The organism is uncultured Parasphingorhabdus sp. (assembly GCF_963677535.2).
Lineage (GTDB): Bacteria > Pseudomonadota > Alphaproteobacteria > Sphingomonadales > Sphingomonadaceae > Parasphingorhabdus.
The window spans coordinates 157,098-171,596 of sequence record NZ_CAXXUT010000001.1; the positions used below are offsets into that span (position 1 = coordinate 157,098).

Annotated in this window: 16 protein-coding genes and 1 tRNA gene; 15 read left to right on the top strand and 2 right to left on the bottom strand. The window is 55.1% G+C overall.

Going from position 1 to position 14,499, the window contains the following annotated elements; genetic code table 11:
• The first annotated feature begins 24 nt into the window (after nucleotides 1-24).
• The 5 genes from ACHZCJ_RS00815 to ACHZCJ_RS00835 all read left to right on the top strand — a co-directional run bounded on the left by ACHZCJ_RS00815 (nucleotide 25) and on the right by ACHZCJ_RS00835 (nucleotide 2,553).
• A complete protein-coding gene (locus ACHZCJ_RS00815; RefSeq protein WP_321323049.1) occupies nucleotides 25-762 on the top strand; it encodes a ComF family protein in 738 nt (245 codons plus the stop codon).
• Between the two features lie 78 nt (nucleotides 763-840).
• Nucleotides 841-1,098: a glutaredoxin 3 gene (gene grxC / locus ACHZCJ_RS00820; RefSeq protein WP_159643678.1), complete on the top strand. Its 258-nt coding sequence runs from the start codon at nucleotides 841-843 to the stop codon at nucleotides 1,096-1,098.
• A 6-nt stretch (nucleotides 1,099-1,104) separates the two neighbouring features.
• The gene (locus tag ACHZCJ_RS00825; RefSeq protein ID WP_321323052.1) at nucleotides 1,105-1,938 is read left to right on the top strand and encodes a carbon-nitrogen hydrolase family protein; all 834 of its coding nucleotides are present in this window, start codon (nucleotides 1,105-1,107) and stop codon (nucleotides 1,936-1,938) included.
• Nucleotides 1,935-2,432 carry a DUF1178 family protein gene (locus ACHZCJ_RS00830; RefSeq protein ID WP_321323054.1) on the top strand — a complete coding sequence of 166 codons (498 nt, stop codon included), beginning with the start codon at nucleotides 1,935-1,937 and terminating at the stop codon, nucleotides 2,430-2,432. The genes ACHZCJ_RS00825 and ACHZCJ_RS00830 overlap by 4 nt, the downstream gene beginning before the upstream one ends.
• Nucleotides 2,433-2,476: 44 nt before the next feature.
• A tRNA-Arg gene (locus ACHZCJ_RS00835) sits at nucleotides 2,477-2,553 on the top strand.
• A gap of 37 nt (nucleotides 2,554-2,590) precedes the next feature.
• On the opposite strand, the gene ACHZCJ_RS00840 is transcribed toward ACHZCJ_RS00835, so the two are convergent.
• On the bottom strand, nucleotides 2,591-3,709 hold the full coding sequence (locus tag ACHZCJ_RS00840) for a helix-turn-helix transcriptional regulator (protein WP_394699994.1): 1,119 nt from the start codon (nucleotides 3,707-3,709) through the stop codon (nucleotides 2,591-2,593).
• A 65-nt stretch (nucleotides 3,710-3,774) separates the two neighbouring features.
• Between ACHZCJ_RS00840 and cysD the strand changes: the two genes are divergently transcribed.
• Genes cysD through ACHZCJ_RS00855 form a run of 3 tightly spaced genes read left to right on the top strand, consistent with a single transcriptional unit; the run spans nucleotide 3,775 to nucleotide 7,354 of the window.
• On the top strand, nucleotides 3,775-4,689 hold the full coding sequence (cysD, locus tag ACHZCJ_RS00845) for a sulfate adenylyltransferase subunit CysD (RefSeq protein WP_159643670.1): 915 nt from the start codon (nucleotides 3,775-3,777) through the stop codon (nucleotides 4,687-4,689).
• Nucleotides 4,689-6,614 carry a sulfate adenylyltransferase subunit CysN gene (gene cysN, locus ACHZCJ_RS00850; protein WP_321323058.1) on the top strand — a complete coding sequence of 642 codons (1,926 nt, stop codon included), beginning with the start codon at nucleotides 4,689-4,691 and terminating at the stop codon, nucleotides 6,612-6,614. The genes cysD and cysN overlap by 1 nt, the downstream gene beginning before the upstream one ends.
• An 8-nt stretch (nucleotides 6,615-6,622) precedes the next feature.
• Nucleotides 6,623-7,354, top strand: coding sequence for a 3'(2'),5'-bisphosphate nucleotidase CysQ (locus tag ACHZCJ_RS00855; protein ID WP_321323060.1), 732 nt, complete (start codon nucleotides 6,623-6,625; stop codon nucleotides 7,352-7,354).
• A gap of 103 nt (nucleotides 7,355-7,457) precedes the next feature.
• Here the strand turns inward: ACHZCJ_RS00855 and ACHZCJ_RS00860 are convergent, their stop codons facing one another.
• Nucleotides 7,458-8,243 carry a response regulator gene (locus ACHZCJ_RS00860; protein ID WP_321323062.1) on the bottom strand — a complete coding sequence of 262 codons (786 nt, stop codon included), beginning with the start codon at nucleotides 8,241-8,243 and terminating at the stop codon, nucleotides 7,458-7,460.
• A gap of 416 nt (nucleotides 8,244-8,659) precedes the next feature.
• On the opposite strand from ACHZCJ_RS00860, the gene ACHZCJ_RS00865 reads away from it, so the two are divergent.
• The 7 genes from ACHZCJ_RS00865 (at nucleotide 8,660) to ACHZCJ_RS00895 (ending at nucleotide 13,718) form a co-directional block, all read left to right on the top strand.
• Nucleotides 8,660-9,049 (top strand): PleD family two-component system response regulator, encoded by a 390-nt coding sequence (locus tag ACHZCJ_RS00865; RefSeq protein ID WP_159643662.1) that lies wholly within the window; start codon nucleotides 8,660-8,662, stop codon nucleotides 9,047-9,049.
• A gap of 62 nt (nucleotides 9,050-9,111) precedes the next feature.
• Nucleotides 9,112-11,331, top strand: coding sequence for a CHASE domain-containing protein (locus ACHZCJ_RS00870; RefSeq protein ID WP_159643660.1), 2,220 nt, complete (start codon nucleotides 9,112-9,114; stop codon nucleotides 11,329-11,331).
• Entirely contained in the window at nucleotides 11,331-11,618 is a 288-nt protein-coding gene (locus ACHZCJ_RS00875) for a hypothetical protein (RefSeq protein ID WP_321323065.1), read from the top strand. The genes ACHZCJ_RS00870 and ACHZCJ_RS00875 overlap by 1 nt, the downstream gene beginning before the upstream one ends.
• A gap of 126 nt (nucleotides 11,619-11,744) precedes the next feature.
• On the top strand, nucleotides 11,745-12,260 hold the full coding sequence (locus ACHZCJ_RS00880) for a helix-turn-helix transcriptional regulator (protein ID WP_321323068.1): 516 nt from the start codon (nucleotides 11,745-11,747) through the stop codon (nucleotides 12,258-12,260).
• 63 nt (nucleotides 12,261-12,323) lie between these two features.
• Entirely contained in the window at nucleotides 12,324-12,662 is a 339-nt protein-coding gene (locus tag ACHZCJ_RS00885) for a hypothetical protein (RefSeq protein WP_159643654.1), read from the top strand.
• A gap of 88 nt (nucleotides 12,663-12,750) precedes the next feature.
• Nucleotides 12,751-13,146, top strand: a complete 396-nt coding sequence (locus tag ACHZCJ_RS00890; protein ID WP_321323071.1) for a hypothetical protein — start codon at nucleotides 12,751-12,753, stop codon at nucleotides 13,144-13,146.
• On the top strand, nucleotides 13,092-13,718 hold the full coding sequence (locus ACHZCJ_RS00895; RefSeq protein WP_394699996.1) for a RadC family protein: 627 nt from the start codon (nucleotides 13,092-13,094) through the stop codon (nucleotides 13,716-13,718). The genes ACHZCJ_RS00890 and ACHZCJ_RS00895 overlap by 55 nt, the downstream gene beginning before the upstream one ends.
• Nucleotides 13,719-14,499: the final 781 nt, after the last annotated feature.

The window sequence follows — 14,499 nt, forward strand, 5'->3', positions numbered from 1 at the left end:
AGGAGTGCAAGGCGAAAAGATCAAATGCCGTTGCGCCCCCTGTTCAGACCGCTAGTCGATTTCGCCCTGCCGCCGAGATGTCCGATATGCGGCGTCACTGTCGAAACAGACAATCACTTCTGCCTGTCATGCTGGCAGGAACTGGATTTTCTGGCAAAACCCTGGTGCTCAGCTTGCGGAATGCCGTTGGTTTTCGACCATCCCGGCGAAAGTCTCTGTGTGAAATGTCTGGCGACCCGGCCTGTCCATGATGGGGTACGAGCAGCAGTGCGCTATGATGATCTGAGCGCGTTGATTGCGATGCGGCTGAAATATGGTACGCGGCTGGGACTTGCGAGACTGATCGCTGAGCATCTGCAGAAATATATCGCGGATTGCCCGGATGATGCCGTGATCGTTCCGGTTCCCCTCCATCGTTCGCGGTTGTGGAGCCGGGGGTTCAACCAATCGGTTCTGATCGGTCGGGAACTTGCCCGCAATTCGGGGATGCAAATGGACGATGATGTCCTCGTCCGCACGAAAGTTACGCCGCCGCTGAGAGGCATGAGCGGCAAACAGCGACGTAAGACTGTCAACAATGCGTTTGCGCTAAGGCCCGATGCGCAGAAAAGACTTGCCGGCAGACCGGTTGTGCTGGTGGATGATGTTTATACCAGCGGCTCGACCAGTAATGCTTGTGCGCGTCTGCTGAAAAAAGCGGGAGCCAACCAAGTGCTCGTATTCTGCTGGGCGCGGGTTATAAGCGATTCGGAAAATCTATGAATTAACGAAGCGGCAGCGATAGCTTGAATTTGCGGTCTGGACAGCCCATTTGCAGACTCAAGCGAGAAAGAGCGAAATATGGCTAAAGTTGAAATATATACCAAGTTTACTTGCGGCTTCTGCTTCCGTGCCAAAGCGCTGCTGGAAGGAAAGAATGTCAGTTTTGAAGAAACAGATATCAGCATGGACGGCGCAAAGCGTGAGGAAATGATCCAGCGCTCCGGCGGAAGAATGACAGTGCCTCAAATTTTTATCGACAATCGTCATGTCGGCGGATCAGACGATCTTGCTGCCCTGGACCGGTCGGGTGAGCTCGACGCGCTTCTTGCAGGCTGATCCAGTTTGAAAATCGCGCTGGCCCAAATGAATAGTGGCATTGTTCCCGAAGAAAATGCCCGTCAACTCTGCGAACTTATAGCGGATGCCGCCGCCGCAGGTGCCGTAATGATTTTTACGCCCGAGATGAGCGGACTGCTGGACCGGGATAGATCCAGGGCGAAGGCAGCGATCCGCGGTGAATCGGATGATGCCGTTCTTGCGGCGGTCCGGTCGGAAGCGCAAAAAGCCGGGATTTGGGTGCAGCTCGGTTCCTTGGCGATCAGCGATCCGGGCAATCCCGACGCCAAATGGTCGAACCGGTCTTATCTGATCAACCCTCGGGGCGAAATTACCGCTCGCTATGACAAGATCCACCTATTTGATGTGGATCTGGGGGAGGAGGAATCCCAGCGCGAATCCTCTGCCTATGCGGGAGGTCGCGACGCAGTGGTCGCCTCGATCCCTGAAGCTACTCTGGGCATGTCGATTTGCTATGATCTTCGGTTTCCGGGGCTCTACGAGGCGCTCACCAATGCTGGCGCCGATATTTTGTCGGTTCCCGCTGCCTTCACTGTTCCGACCGGTAAGGCGCATTGGGAAATATTACTGCGGGCCCGCGCGATCGAGGCTGGGGCTTTTGTCGTAGCGGCCGCGCAATACGGCCGGCACGAAGACGGTAGAGCAACTTACGGCCATTCGATGGTCGTCGATCCATGGGGTAAAATCCTGCTCGATATGGGAGAGGGGATCGGGCTTGGATTTTGTGATCTGGACTGTTCGCAGGTTGGAGCGGTGCGCTCGCGGATACCGGCTGTTGCCAATCGTCAAAATTTCGCGTTACCCGCGATGGTTCAATGATTGTATTTGACCTTGTTTGTGCCGATGGAGAACATCGCTTCGAGGGCTGGTTTGGCTCTTCGGAAGACTATGCAGATCAACAGGCCCGCGGATTGCTGGACTGTCCGATATGCGGCAGCACCAACATAGCCAAGGCCGTGATGGCACCAAGTCTGGGCCGTAAAGGGAATCAGGAACCGGTGGCCGCGAACCCGGTGGAGCAGGGCACCGAAGCGCCGGGCGCCAGCAAGCCGGTTTCCAATGAAGTTGCTGTGCCGGCCGAATATAGGGAAATGCTCGGGAAATTGGTCAAGGCGCAAGCGGAGATGTTAGCCAAATCCGAATGGGTTGGCGACAAATTTGCCGACCGCGCGCGTGACATTCATTATGGAGATGCGGAGGAAAAGCCCATCCATGGCACAGCTTCTCAGGAAGAAGTGTCCGATCTGGCCGAAGAAGGCATTGCTGCGCTTCCTTTACCTCTTCCGGTTATACCACCAGAATCCAAAAATTGACTGTAGCATGCGTACGCTGATGTGGCTAAACCCTCCGGTATCAAGCGCCCGTAGCTCAGTCGGATAGAGCACCAGATTCCTAATCTGGGGGCCACAGGTTCGAATCCTGTCGGGCGCACCATTTCCTTTTTCTTCTATGGGGACTCAGTTTTCCGCGTTCAGGTGAGCGCCACGATGCTCGCCAGAATAAGGCGGACAAGATCGGCCTGACCGCGCGTCCCCGTTTTTGCGTAAATCCGTTTCGAATAGAGGCGCGTGGTCTCGTGGGTAAGGCCCAGCAGAGTTGCCGCTTCCCGGATTGTCACGCCATGACTGATATGCAGTGCCAGACGGGCTTCCTGCAGGGTAAGGCCGAAAAGATTGGCGAGATGCCGGCTGCGCTCGGCGCTGCTGGTTCGCTCGCCATGAACGAAGGCAATGGCAACCGGCTGCAGCGCACCGGGCAGGTCGGCCGGCGGGTTGGTGAGCAGCATGTCCAGCCATGGTTCGTCCGACAGATGGACCGAGCGAACAACAGTTTCCCCCGCCTGACGCAATTTCAGGAATTTGCGCAGGATGCCCTGCGCATCGGCTTGTTCGGGGATCAGGCGTCCGTCCGGTGATTTACGCAAGGATTGCGCTTCCTGTACGAGCGCTTCGGCTTGTTCGCTCATGTCAATGATCCGGCCGGACCCATCAAGCATGAACCAGCCGAAATTGAGCCGCATGATCGCATCGGCAGAAATCCCCGCTTTCAGCCGTTGTCTTTCCAGTTCGGCATGGGTGCCGGCGGCAATCGCCAGATGATTGGCAAGCGATCCCAGCAGCGCGCCGTCGCTCGCCGAAAAATCGCTCTTCTTGCGCCCGAGCGAAATCCAGATCTGTCCGCCATTGGGTTCCGTCACACGCATGTTGCGGGCAAAACGGATGTTGGGATCCTGCATGAACAGCGTCTTGAAGCGGCTTTGCAGGGGGTCGCTCGAGTCGATGAATTCGTCCAGCGAATAGACCCGGTTTGGCCGCATGGCCTTGTGCGGGAGCGCTTGCGAATTGCCGAATTCCTGCCGGTAGATTTCGTTGATATCTGCCAGGTCGTCGTCGACAGCGGGAATCCGGACCGATTGCAACCAGTCATGATCGCCCTGAAACAGCAGTCTTGCATAATCGGCGGCGGTTCTGCGACGCAACTGCTCCAGAAATTCCTCCCACGGGGGCGCCCCGAGGGTGCCGCGATGCAACGCGGCGACCAGGTCATGTTCTTCGCTGTAGATTACGGCCATTTCCCGTGTATATCCCATTTGGGAACTACATGCCAGTCGAAAGCGGCTATTGTGTCCGGGAACGATCAAGGATGGAATGACAAGTGACCCGTATCTTAACCCATTTGGAGCGGCTTGAGGCTGAAGCCATTCACATCATGCGAGAAGTGATGGCCGATGCGCAGAAGCCGGTGATGATGTACAGCGTCGGCAAGGACAGCGCGGTGCTGCTGCATCTGGCCAAAAAGGCCTTTTATCCGTCGCCTCCGCCGTTTCCCCTTCTGCACGTCGATACAACCTGGAAATTCAAGGACATGTACGCGCTGCGTGAAAAGGCGGCGCAGGATGCCGGGATGGAGTTGATCGTGCATCACAATGCCGAAGCTCAGGAACGGGGAATCAATCCGTTCGACCATGGCCCGCTGCACACCGATATGTGGAAGACCGAAGGGCTGAAACAGGCCCTCGACCTGCACGGATTTGACGTGGCCTTCGGGGGCGCGCGTCGCGACGAGGAAAAAAGTCGGGCTAAGGAACGGATTTTTTCCTTCCGCACTGCCAGCCACGGATGGGACCCGAAAAACCAGCGGCCCGAATTGTGGAATCTCTACAACGCCAGGAAGGCGAAGGGGGAAAGCATTCGCGTCTTCCCGATCAGCAACTGGACCGAGCTGGATATCTGGCAATATATCATGGCCGAGAATATCGAGATCGTACCGCTTTATTTTGCCGCGCCGCGGCCAACCTATATCCACGAGGGTGGACTGTTCATGGCCGATGATCTCGATCGGCTCGAGAAGGTCATGGGCAAGAAACCGGAAATCACCACCCGCTCTGTTCGTTTTCGCACCTTGGGCTGTTTCCCTTTAACCGGAGCGGTCGAGAGTTCGGCGTCGACCCTTTCCGAAGTCATTCAGGAAATGCTGCTGACCACCACCAGCGAACGCCAGGGGCGGATCATTGACAAGGATGAAGGCGGCGCCGGCATGGAGAAGAAGAAGCAGGAGGGCTATTTCTGATGACCAAGCAGACCGGAAATGATCCGATTTACCAGACCGACGCGCTGATCGCAGAAGATATCGACGCCTATCTCGCGCAGCACCAGAACAAGGAACTGCTGCGTTTCATCACCTGCGGGAGCGTCGACGATGGCAAGAGCACGCTGATCGGTCGCTTGTTGTACGACAGCAAAATGATCTTCGAAGATCAGTTGTCGGCGCTGGAAGCCGACAGCAAGAAGTCCGGCACCCAGGGGCAGGAGATTGATTTTGCCCTGCTGGTCGACGGTCTCGCCGCCGAGCGCGAACAGGGTATCACCATCGATGTTGCCTATCGTTTCTTCTCGACCGAAAAGCGCAAGTTCATCGTAGCGGATACGCCGGGCCATGAGCAATATACGCGAAACATGGTGACGGGTGCATCGACTGCGGATGCCGCCGTCATACTGGTGGATGCCCGCAAGGGGGTATTGGTCCAGACGCGGCGCCATTCCTATCTGGCCCATCTGCTCGGGATCAAGAATCTGATCCTGGCGGTGAACAAGATGGACCTTGTCGACTTCAGTCAGGACATATTCGATTCAATCGTCGAGGATTATCGCCAATTTGCTGCCGAAATCGGCATCGAAAGCTTCACCGCGATCCCGATTTCCGGCTTCAAGGGCGACAATATCACCGAGGCCCCGTCGGCCAATACGCCTTGGTACGAGGGGCCCGCGCTAATCGCCCATCTTGAAAATATCGAGATCACGGCCACGGTTGCGCAGGATAAGCCGTTCCGGATGCCGGTCCAGTGGGTCAACCGTCCCAATCTCGACTTCCGCGGTTTCTCGGGGCTTGTTTCCGGGGGCACGGTGAAGCCGGGTGATCCTGTGCGCGTGGTGCCGTCGGGCAAGAACAGCCGGGTGAAGAGCGTCGTGACTCTGGATGGCGAACTCGATGAGGCGGTCGCTGGCCAGTCGGTTACGATCACGCTGGAAGACGAAGTGGACTGTTCGCGTGGCGATGTAATCGCGGCAGCGGGCGATCCGCCCGAAGTTTCGGACCAGTTTGAATCCACGATCGTGTGGATGAGCGACGAAGCGCTGAAGCCCGGTCGCGGCTACTGGCTCAAGCTGGCGACGCAGACGGTCAGCGCGTCGGTGCAGGAACCCAAATATGAGATCAACATCAACACGATGGAGCATCTCGCGGCCAAGACCTTGGAACTGAACGGCATCGGTGTCACCGAAATACACACCGACAAGCCGATCGTGTTCGAGGCTTATGCCGACAGCCGGCAACTTGGCGGTTTCATTCTGGTCGACAAGATTACCAATGCGACAGTAGCGGCGGGCATGCTGCATTTCAGCCTGCGCAGGGCCGACAATGTCCACTGGCAGCCCACGACGATCACCCGGGAAGAACATGCGTCTCTGAAAAACCAGACGCCGCGTGTATTGTGGTTTACCGGCCTTTCCGGTTCGGGAAAATCCACAATTGCAAACGAGGTCGAGAAGCAGCTCAATCTGATGAACCGGCATACTTTCCTGCTAGACGGGGACAATGTGCGGCACGGATTGAACAAGGATCTCGGCTTTACCGAAGCGGACCGGATCGAGAATATCCGTCGCGTGGGTGAGGTCGCGAAATTGATGACCGATGCCGGATTGATCGTGCTGACGGCCTTTATCAGCCCGTTCCGTGCGGAACGGCAAATGGTTCGCGAAATGTTGCCGGATGCGGAATTTATCGAGATTTTCGTCGATACGCCGCTCGAAGTTGCCGAACAGCGTGATGTGAAGGGGCTCTACAAGAAAGCACGCAGCGGTAAATTGAAGAATTTTACCGGTATCGATAGCCCCTATGAATCACCGGAAAACGCCGAAATTCGCGTGAACACCGTTGAAATGACACCCGCAGAAGCTGCCGAATATATCGTTCGCCAGATCATGCCTCTAAAATGAGTAAAATTATGACCGACGCTGACCTCGCAGCCCATCTTGCGCATATTGCCGGACGGATATTGCTTGAAGTTCGCGAAAGCGGAATGTTCGAAGGCAAGTCCCTCGGCAAAGCCGGGGACCAGACCGCCAACGAATTTCTGGTCCATGCCCTGCGTCAGCAGCGGCCCGAAGACGGCCTTCTTTCAGAAGAAAGCAAGGATACCGATGAACGGCTCGACAAATCGCGCGTCTGGATTATCGATCCGGTTGACGGAACCCGAGAATATGGAGAAGCGCGCTCGGACTGGGCTGTGCACGTTGCGCTTGCCGTGGATGGCATTGCCTCGACCGGTGCTGTTGCCTTGCCGGGGCAGGACGGGGGCGTCGTTCTGCGGAGTGATAAAGTGGTCGGGCTCAGCAGTCATGAAGGCCCTCCGCGCCTCGTGGTCAGCCGTACCCGGCCGGCTGCAGAAGCGGTCTCTGTGGCCGATCGTTTGGGTGGCGAGTTGCTGCCGATGGGGTCGGCTGGCGCCAAGGCCATGGCTGTGGTGCAGGGGGAGGCGGAAATTTATCTCCATTCGGGCGGGCAATATGAGTGGGATAGTTGCGCGCCGGTAGCGGTCGCATCGGCTTACGGCCTGCATTGTTCCCGGATCGACGGCTCACCGCTTATCTATAATCAGAAGGATACCTATATGCCGGACCTTCTGATCTGCCGGAAAGAGTGGACGGATGCTGTTTTTGGCGCTCTGAACGACTGAACAGCAATCATCTTTCCATCGTAGATGGCGAAGCCGTCGGGCGCATCAGTCTCGACCAGAACCCTCGGCGTCGCCTGAACCAGCGCGACGGGCGGCACTCATGTTACGCTGCTTCTAGCAACTGTTGCAGTGCGCTGCGCATTTTTTGGGGCCGTTCGGATATTTCCCACTGTTTCAGTCCGTCTTCGATCAGTCTTGCATGATTGCCCAGCTTCCGATCGCCGAACATTGCGGCGGTGCCGGCAAGCTTGTGCAGTTTTTCCCTGATTTGAAGCGATTCGCCATCGGAAAAAGTACCATTCTGTACGAAGCTGACGATACTGCTGATCGCGTCTCGCCTACGTGTCTGGTACCGTTCGAACAGGGCATCATCAAAATCCTTTGCTGATGCTGGCGCGGGTTGTTCTGTTCGGTGCGGCTTTCGAGGCTTGGTCCACTGTTGAAGAACGGTTTGAAGATTGGAGATATCAACCGGTTTTGAAATATGGGACTGCATTCCCGCCTCCAGGCAGCTCCGGATATCATCGCCGAATGCGTTTGCGGTAACCGCAATTATAGGCAGATTCTCGGCCGATATTCCGCTCGCCCTGATTATTCGGGTGGCTTCATATCCGTCCATGAACGGCATCTGGATATCCATCAGCACGAGATCATAGGGGATATCTTCGGATATCGACCGTGTGACTTTCGCGACGGCTTCGGTTCCATCCGCAGCCAATTCTGTCTCATAACCCAATTTTCTGGTCATGGCCTGAATAAGGATCTGGTTCACATCATGATCTTCAACCAACAGCAGGCGGGCGTTGGCAGATGATGATCTGCCTGTCGCGGCTTTGCCGTGGAGTGGCATGTCTGCGCCTGTCCTGATTTGATCCTGATCATGCTTCATGAATTCGTCTTTCTTCCTAGGCGATTAGCCGATCCATTTCCGATGCTGATCGGGATTATGCTTGGGCCAAAATGAAAGACGGCGATTTTGATCGGCGGTTAAGGACCAACGCGCGGGATGTTTGACAATAGACCTGTCGGTTAGCTGACGGCTTGTCAGGATTGCCTGATATCACCGCTCTGGCTGCAAAAGCCGTTCCTGCCAGATGAAATTACCGGAATTCCAAGGCTGATAATGCCAGCTATCCTGCGGGCTATTGCTGGTCCCGATGCATTTGTTGAACGCAGAATGGTTAATTCTGAAACGTTTGCTCCGTAACTACATCGAGACATGACCGGGACGGATTTGATCTGAATCCGTCTGTTTTGATTTTCCGCGCTGGGTTGTGCGGGGAATTTGATCCAAAGGAATTGAAATTGGCAACTATCCTGTTTGCAGATGATGATGCGCTTCTGGGCGACTTGGTATATCACAAGCTCGAGTCTTGCGGCCACAAGGTTGTGGTCGTCGACAACGGATATAGCGTTCTGTCTGCGGCGCTTCGTGCTCGTCCCGACCTGATTATTCTGGACAATCGGATGCCCGGATTGAGGGGGCCGGAGGTGCTGCCTGTTTTGAAGCGCCAGGCTAGAACGGCGGCAATCCCGGTGCTGGTTTTGACCAGCCAGACCGGTACAAACGCGATGGTCGAGGCCTTTCGCGGGGGCGCAGCCGATTACATGGCGAAACCATTTCTGCCGCAAGATCTGGCCGATCGGATATCGTCGCTGCTGGGATCGCGGGCATCCCTGCAACAGGTTGGATAAGCTTGATGGAACTGGCGTTAAAGCGAATAGCCCGCAGGCTAGGGGAAAACGAAATATTCCCGATGAACATCACGACTGGTGCAACGTTGTTATTCGGCACGGTCATATTGCTGGCCGTGACAATTTTCGCCTGGAACCTGACCAAGACAACTACATACGAGCGTAATCTGGCGGCTTTTGAAACCCTGTCCAAGGATAGCGAACTGGCACTTACGCACAGGATAGAGTCTTACCGGCAGGCGTTGGACAGCGGTGCGGCTCTGTTTGCCGCTTCGGAGCGGGTTGAGATAGGCGACTGGAAAACGTTCGTCGATATCCTGAAAATCGAGGAAACTTTGCCTGGCATCAACGGAATCGGATATATCGAGCAAATATTGCGCTCCAAGGAAGACGTATTTCTTGCTGATCTCGCTGCGCGGGGCGTCACCGATATTGAAGTCTATCCGCAGACACAATGGTCCGAAATATTGCCGATTACATATATCGAACCGATATCTATCAACAAGGAAGCGGTAGGTCTGGACATCGGCTTCGAAACCAATCGTCGTTCCGCTGCCTATCAGGCAAGAGATACGGGCAAGGCAACGATTACGAAACGCATTTTTCTGGTACAGGACAAGGAAAAAAGCGCTGGTTTTCTTCTGCTTCGGCCTATTTATGAATCCGGTCGGCCATTAAATTCGGTGTCGCAACGCCGTGCTGCCTTCCGGGGCTGGGTCTACGCTCCGTTCATCGCATCACGTTTTATGAAAGGGCTGACTGCTAGTCAGGGCACGAATTTCAAAATCACGGTCTATGATGGAACATCGACAAATGACTCCGAGCTGATTTTCGAGAATAGATCCGGCGTTGAAAAATCTCATCAACCCCGCTTTTCTGTCACCAAAGTACTGCCGATGATGGGGCAGCAATGGACCGTTTCATGGGATAGCACACCAGAATTCGAGGCCAATGTCGGCACGCAGGAGCCCAAATTTGTCCTGATCGGCGGATTGGCATTGGTGTTGGCCTTCGCCACGCTGGTGATGTTCTATGCCCGGCGGGAAGCCTATGTTCGGCAAGAGGTCAGAAACAAAACCCAGATACTGGTCGACAAGGAAAGAGAAATTGTCAGCGCTTTGGAAACTGCCAAGGCTGCAACCGGCGCAAAATCGAAATTTCTAGCGAATATGAGTCACGAAATCCGCACCCCGATGAATGGTGTTATCGGTTTCACTCAGTTGCTCGATGATGGCACGCTGAATGAAACACAAAAGAAATATGTCGGCCTGATAGCCGATTCCGGTTCGGCGATGATGACGTTGCTCAATGATATTCTGGATATTTCGAAAGTGGATTCCGGGTCGATGACAATTTCGCCCGAGCCATTCGATATCCGCCATTTGCTGACCAGTTGCGTCAAGATCTTTTCCCCAAATGCGGAAGAGAAAAACCTGACGATTCTGATCGAGGTCGACAAGGACCTTCCCCAGTGGATTGAGGTGGATGGTTTTCGACTGCGGCAAATAGTGATGAATCTGCTCGCAAATGCCATCAAGTTTACCGAGACCGGCTACATTACGATATCCGCATCGTTCAGGGAATCCGATGGACCGGAACTCTCCATAGCTGTGGCCGACACCGGGGTGGGGATCGCATTCGACCGGCAGGAGGCAATTTTTGAGCCGTTCATCCAGGAAGATGATTCAACCGCCAGAAAACATGGCGGCAGCGGATTGGGGCTGACGATCAGCAAGCAGCTGGTCGAACTTATGGGGGGGGAAATCCTCCTGGAAAGCTATGTCGCTCGCGGTTCCAAATTCACGGTGCAAATACCCGTGGACCGGCTTGAACAGGGCGCGCCCAGAAATCTTGTCAAATTCCCTGCCCAGCCGGGAGTGTCATGCGACAACAGTCCGGATGCGCTGCGAATTCTGGTGGCCGAAGATCATGACGTTAACCAGGTGTTGATCGGAGAAATGCTGACCCGGCTTGGTTATGAATATGAACTGGCTGTCGACGGAGCGGAAGCGGTGGCCATGATCAGAAAAGCAGAATATTCGGAAAATCAGTATGACCTTGCCCTGATGGATTTGCAGATGCCCTATGTTGACGGCATCAAGGCCACCCGCATGGTTCGCGAACAGGGTATCGGCGCTGAAACGCTCCCCATTGTTGCGCTGACGGCGAATGCATTCGAGCAGGATATCGAACGCTGTCTGGAAGCTGGAATGCAGGCGCATCTTGCCAAACCGCTGGCGATAGACTCGCTGCGTAAAGCGGTGCTTGACTGGGCGGCCTGATGATATTTCCCATTTTTGAGCTCGTCGCCATGCAAGGACCGTATGCTCACTGGGGCAGCAACCGTTCGTTTGCCGTGGCCGGGAAGCTTGGCGTTTCTTTTCCGGCGCTGTTCACTGTGCTCTCGGTTCTTTTCCCGGGTTGGGGCGTTGGTATTGCTGCACTGATGCGCCCTCATCCTTCCTTTGCAGCCATGGTCTCGAGTACTGCGTTGCTCTTTGCGCGGTCTTCGGCCAGCCTGATCATATGGTCGATCCACCCGGGACAGCATTTTGCTAAGCTGCAGTAGCGACTGATTGCCTCGATATTGATCATGGCTCCCCGGGCCAGTTATCGGTGATTTCCATAGCCTTGGAGCCGGTTGCGTTACATTGAGCTGTTCAGTATGAAGAAACCGAATTAACGGGATTTAACCTTGGACGAGATCGAGCCAGAAACAGCGCGCGTAGCCAATTTGACGGCTAAGCAGCGAGAATGTTTGCACCTTGTCGTTCTGCGTAAATCTTCCAAGGAAATTGCCCGTATACTCGAAATCTCCAAGCCCGCGGTGGATCAACGGCTGGTGAGCGCGCGACGGGTGCTGGGTGCAGCGACCCGTGACGAGGCCGCTTTGATATATGCCAGAGCCTCCGGCACCTATGACCGGATACTATATGATCCGGCAGGTGTTCCCTTCGATGGCGTTTCCGGTCCAGAAGGATCTCAAGACGAGCGGCCAGGTTCATCCATGCTCGAAGAAGTGTCGATCCCTTACGAGATAGATACTGAAAACGATCCGAATGTCTGGCCGCAAATCTTGAAAGAGCCGGAAGGGAATTGGGGAACCGCGCAGAGAATAGCCATCATGGTCATTCTGACCATAGGAATTTTGGCGATTGTTCTGATCGCCTTGTCCGTTTCGCAGTCCCTTTCCAGCCTGTTGACAGCCTAGCAGCCGGCCGGGCTCTCACTTTTTGAAACAGCAAAAAACCGTAATTTACGGAAAGGAACAACTATGTCTTATCCAATCAGAATCGCGTCTGATCGCATCAAGCAAGATATGCCGCACACCGAGGCCTCTATAGATCAGGCACTGATTTCGGTGTCCAGTCTGATGGTGACGCTGGTACAGGCCCGTGTCGACACCGGTGTTCCTGCGGCAACGGGACAGGTTGCCGTGCGAAGGTTGGCCAAGGCACAGATGGCGCTCGTCGAAGCCAGCAGTGATGTGCTGCGGGTGCATGGTGAATTGCAGAAAGTTGGACAGGAATATGCCGGTATGGATGTGCACGAGAACTGCCCGGCCGTCCAAGCCTCCGGAACCCCCGGCAATTTGCATTCCGTCGCCGCGTGAGCGAACAGTGGTTGCATGTCATGCGTGAGAATGGTCCATCTGGAACATGCGAACTCTCGTCTTTCTCTTGTTCCTCGGCGCAGTCTGCATGTATGCACTGTATCGGGGAGGCGGGCCCGAGCGCTGTGTTGCCGGCATCGTTATTGCGATGGTGCTACTGGATCCTGCCGTGCATATCGTCACCCCGCTTGAATATTCCGCTCTGGACCCGGGGCATCTGGTCATTGATTTGGCCGGATGGCTCGCGCTGGTCGCAGTTGCATTGCGCGCAAACCGGTTCTGGCCGCTATGTGTAGCGTCGCTTCAGACAATCGCACTGGTGGCTCACGTCACCAGGATGCTCGATGTGACGATTCATCCAAAAGCCTATATGATCATGCAAATAGCTTCTTCCTATCCTTTGTTGGTGCTGCTGATGGTGGGTACGATTTGTCATCAGAAGCGACTGAAAGCCATCGGGATCGACAGGTCCTGGCGAACCTGATCAGGATTGTCGAGCCGGACGAGGCTGCCAGGCTTTCCGGGGCATTGCTCGTCGAATTTGGTTCAATTGGTCGGATGCTGGGGGAATCCGAAGCGGCATTGCACCGTGTTCTCGGTAAAAAGCGCACTGTGGTGAAGCTGCTCAAGGCAAGCGAAGAATTCATGCTCGCCAGATTGCGCGAGGATCTGCCGAGAAAACTCATTTCGGCCACCGATCGGACTCTGGTGAAATATCTTCAAGCCCGAATGGGCTCCCGGAGCACAGAACGGATGCGCATATTGTTTCTGGATAGTTCGCACCATCTGCTGTGCGAGCAGGAATTCGGCGAAGGGTCTCCGCACCGGGTCTATATCCAGCCCCGGACGATCTTGAAACGAGCCCTGGAACTAGATGCCAGCGGACTCATCCTCGTTCACAATCATCCGGGCGGAAACCTTTCCCCCAGCACTTCGGATATTGAATTCACCGTTTCTATCCGTAGCTTATGCTTGGAACTGGATATAAGTCTGCTTGATCATATCATCATTGCGAACAATCGCTGGACCAGTTTTCGAAAGCTGAAGATAATATGAGTGGTCAAAGAGGAACCGATTATGTCACTCTTGCCACAACCGAGCTTCGGGCAGACCAGCAGCGAAATCTATATTTCGCGCATTCTAGAATCTTCGGTGATCCGGCCTGGGAACTCATGCTGGAAGCCTATGTCGCAACCGCTGCGAACCGTTGCGTGGACCTCTCTGACCTGAAGGGCAGCATATGCCGGCCAGCTTCGGTCATAGCCAGATTGGCTGCAATACTGGAAGCCGAAGGCTATCTGGAGCGATGTCCTTCCCGTGAATTGCAGAAAGTTGATTGCGTCAAATTGACCAAAGAGGCGATGTCCTGGTGCGAGCAATGTCTGGATTTCAAGCGCGCAAGGTACCGGCAATCACCTGACTAGCGTGGAAAATCTTTTGGCTATGAACACACGGTTGGCTGTGCGGGCAGGAGCATACAACGATGGACGAACGCGCAATTTACAGGATTGGACCGCCGTCTAATTGCGCAAGCGATCCTCACAGCGCCTGTGTTCCGGCCCCGTAATTTTCAACGTCTGCAATAGCTGGTTAAGGCCGCGCGATTTTTACCGTCATCATTCTCAAGGTCTGACATTCCGTCAGGTGCTGAAGAGGTGATCCCTATCGCGAGATATTCGGTTACGCAGACAATCTCCCCGGTGCTCCGGTTGATCTTGGCAATCGGCTGCTCGATGGTTGTGGGCGTTTATGGGCAGAACGGCAGGGGGCAGGCCGATGACAGGGCACGCGGGGCATCTGCAACGATGGCTGAGGCACAAGTCGTAATCCATCGTCG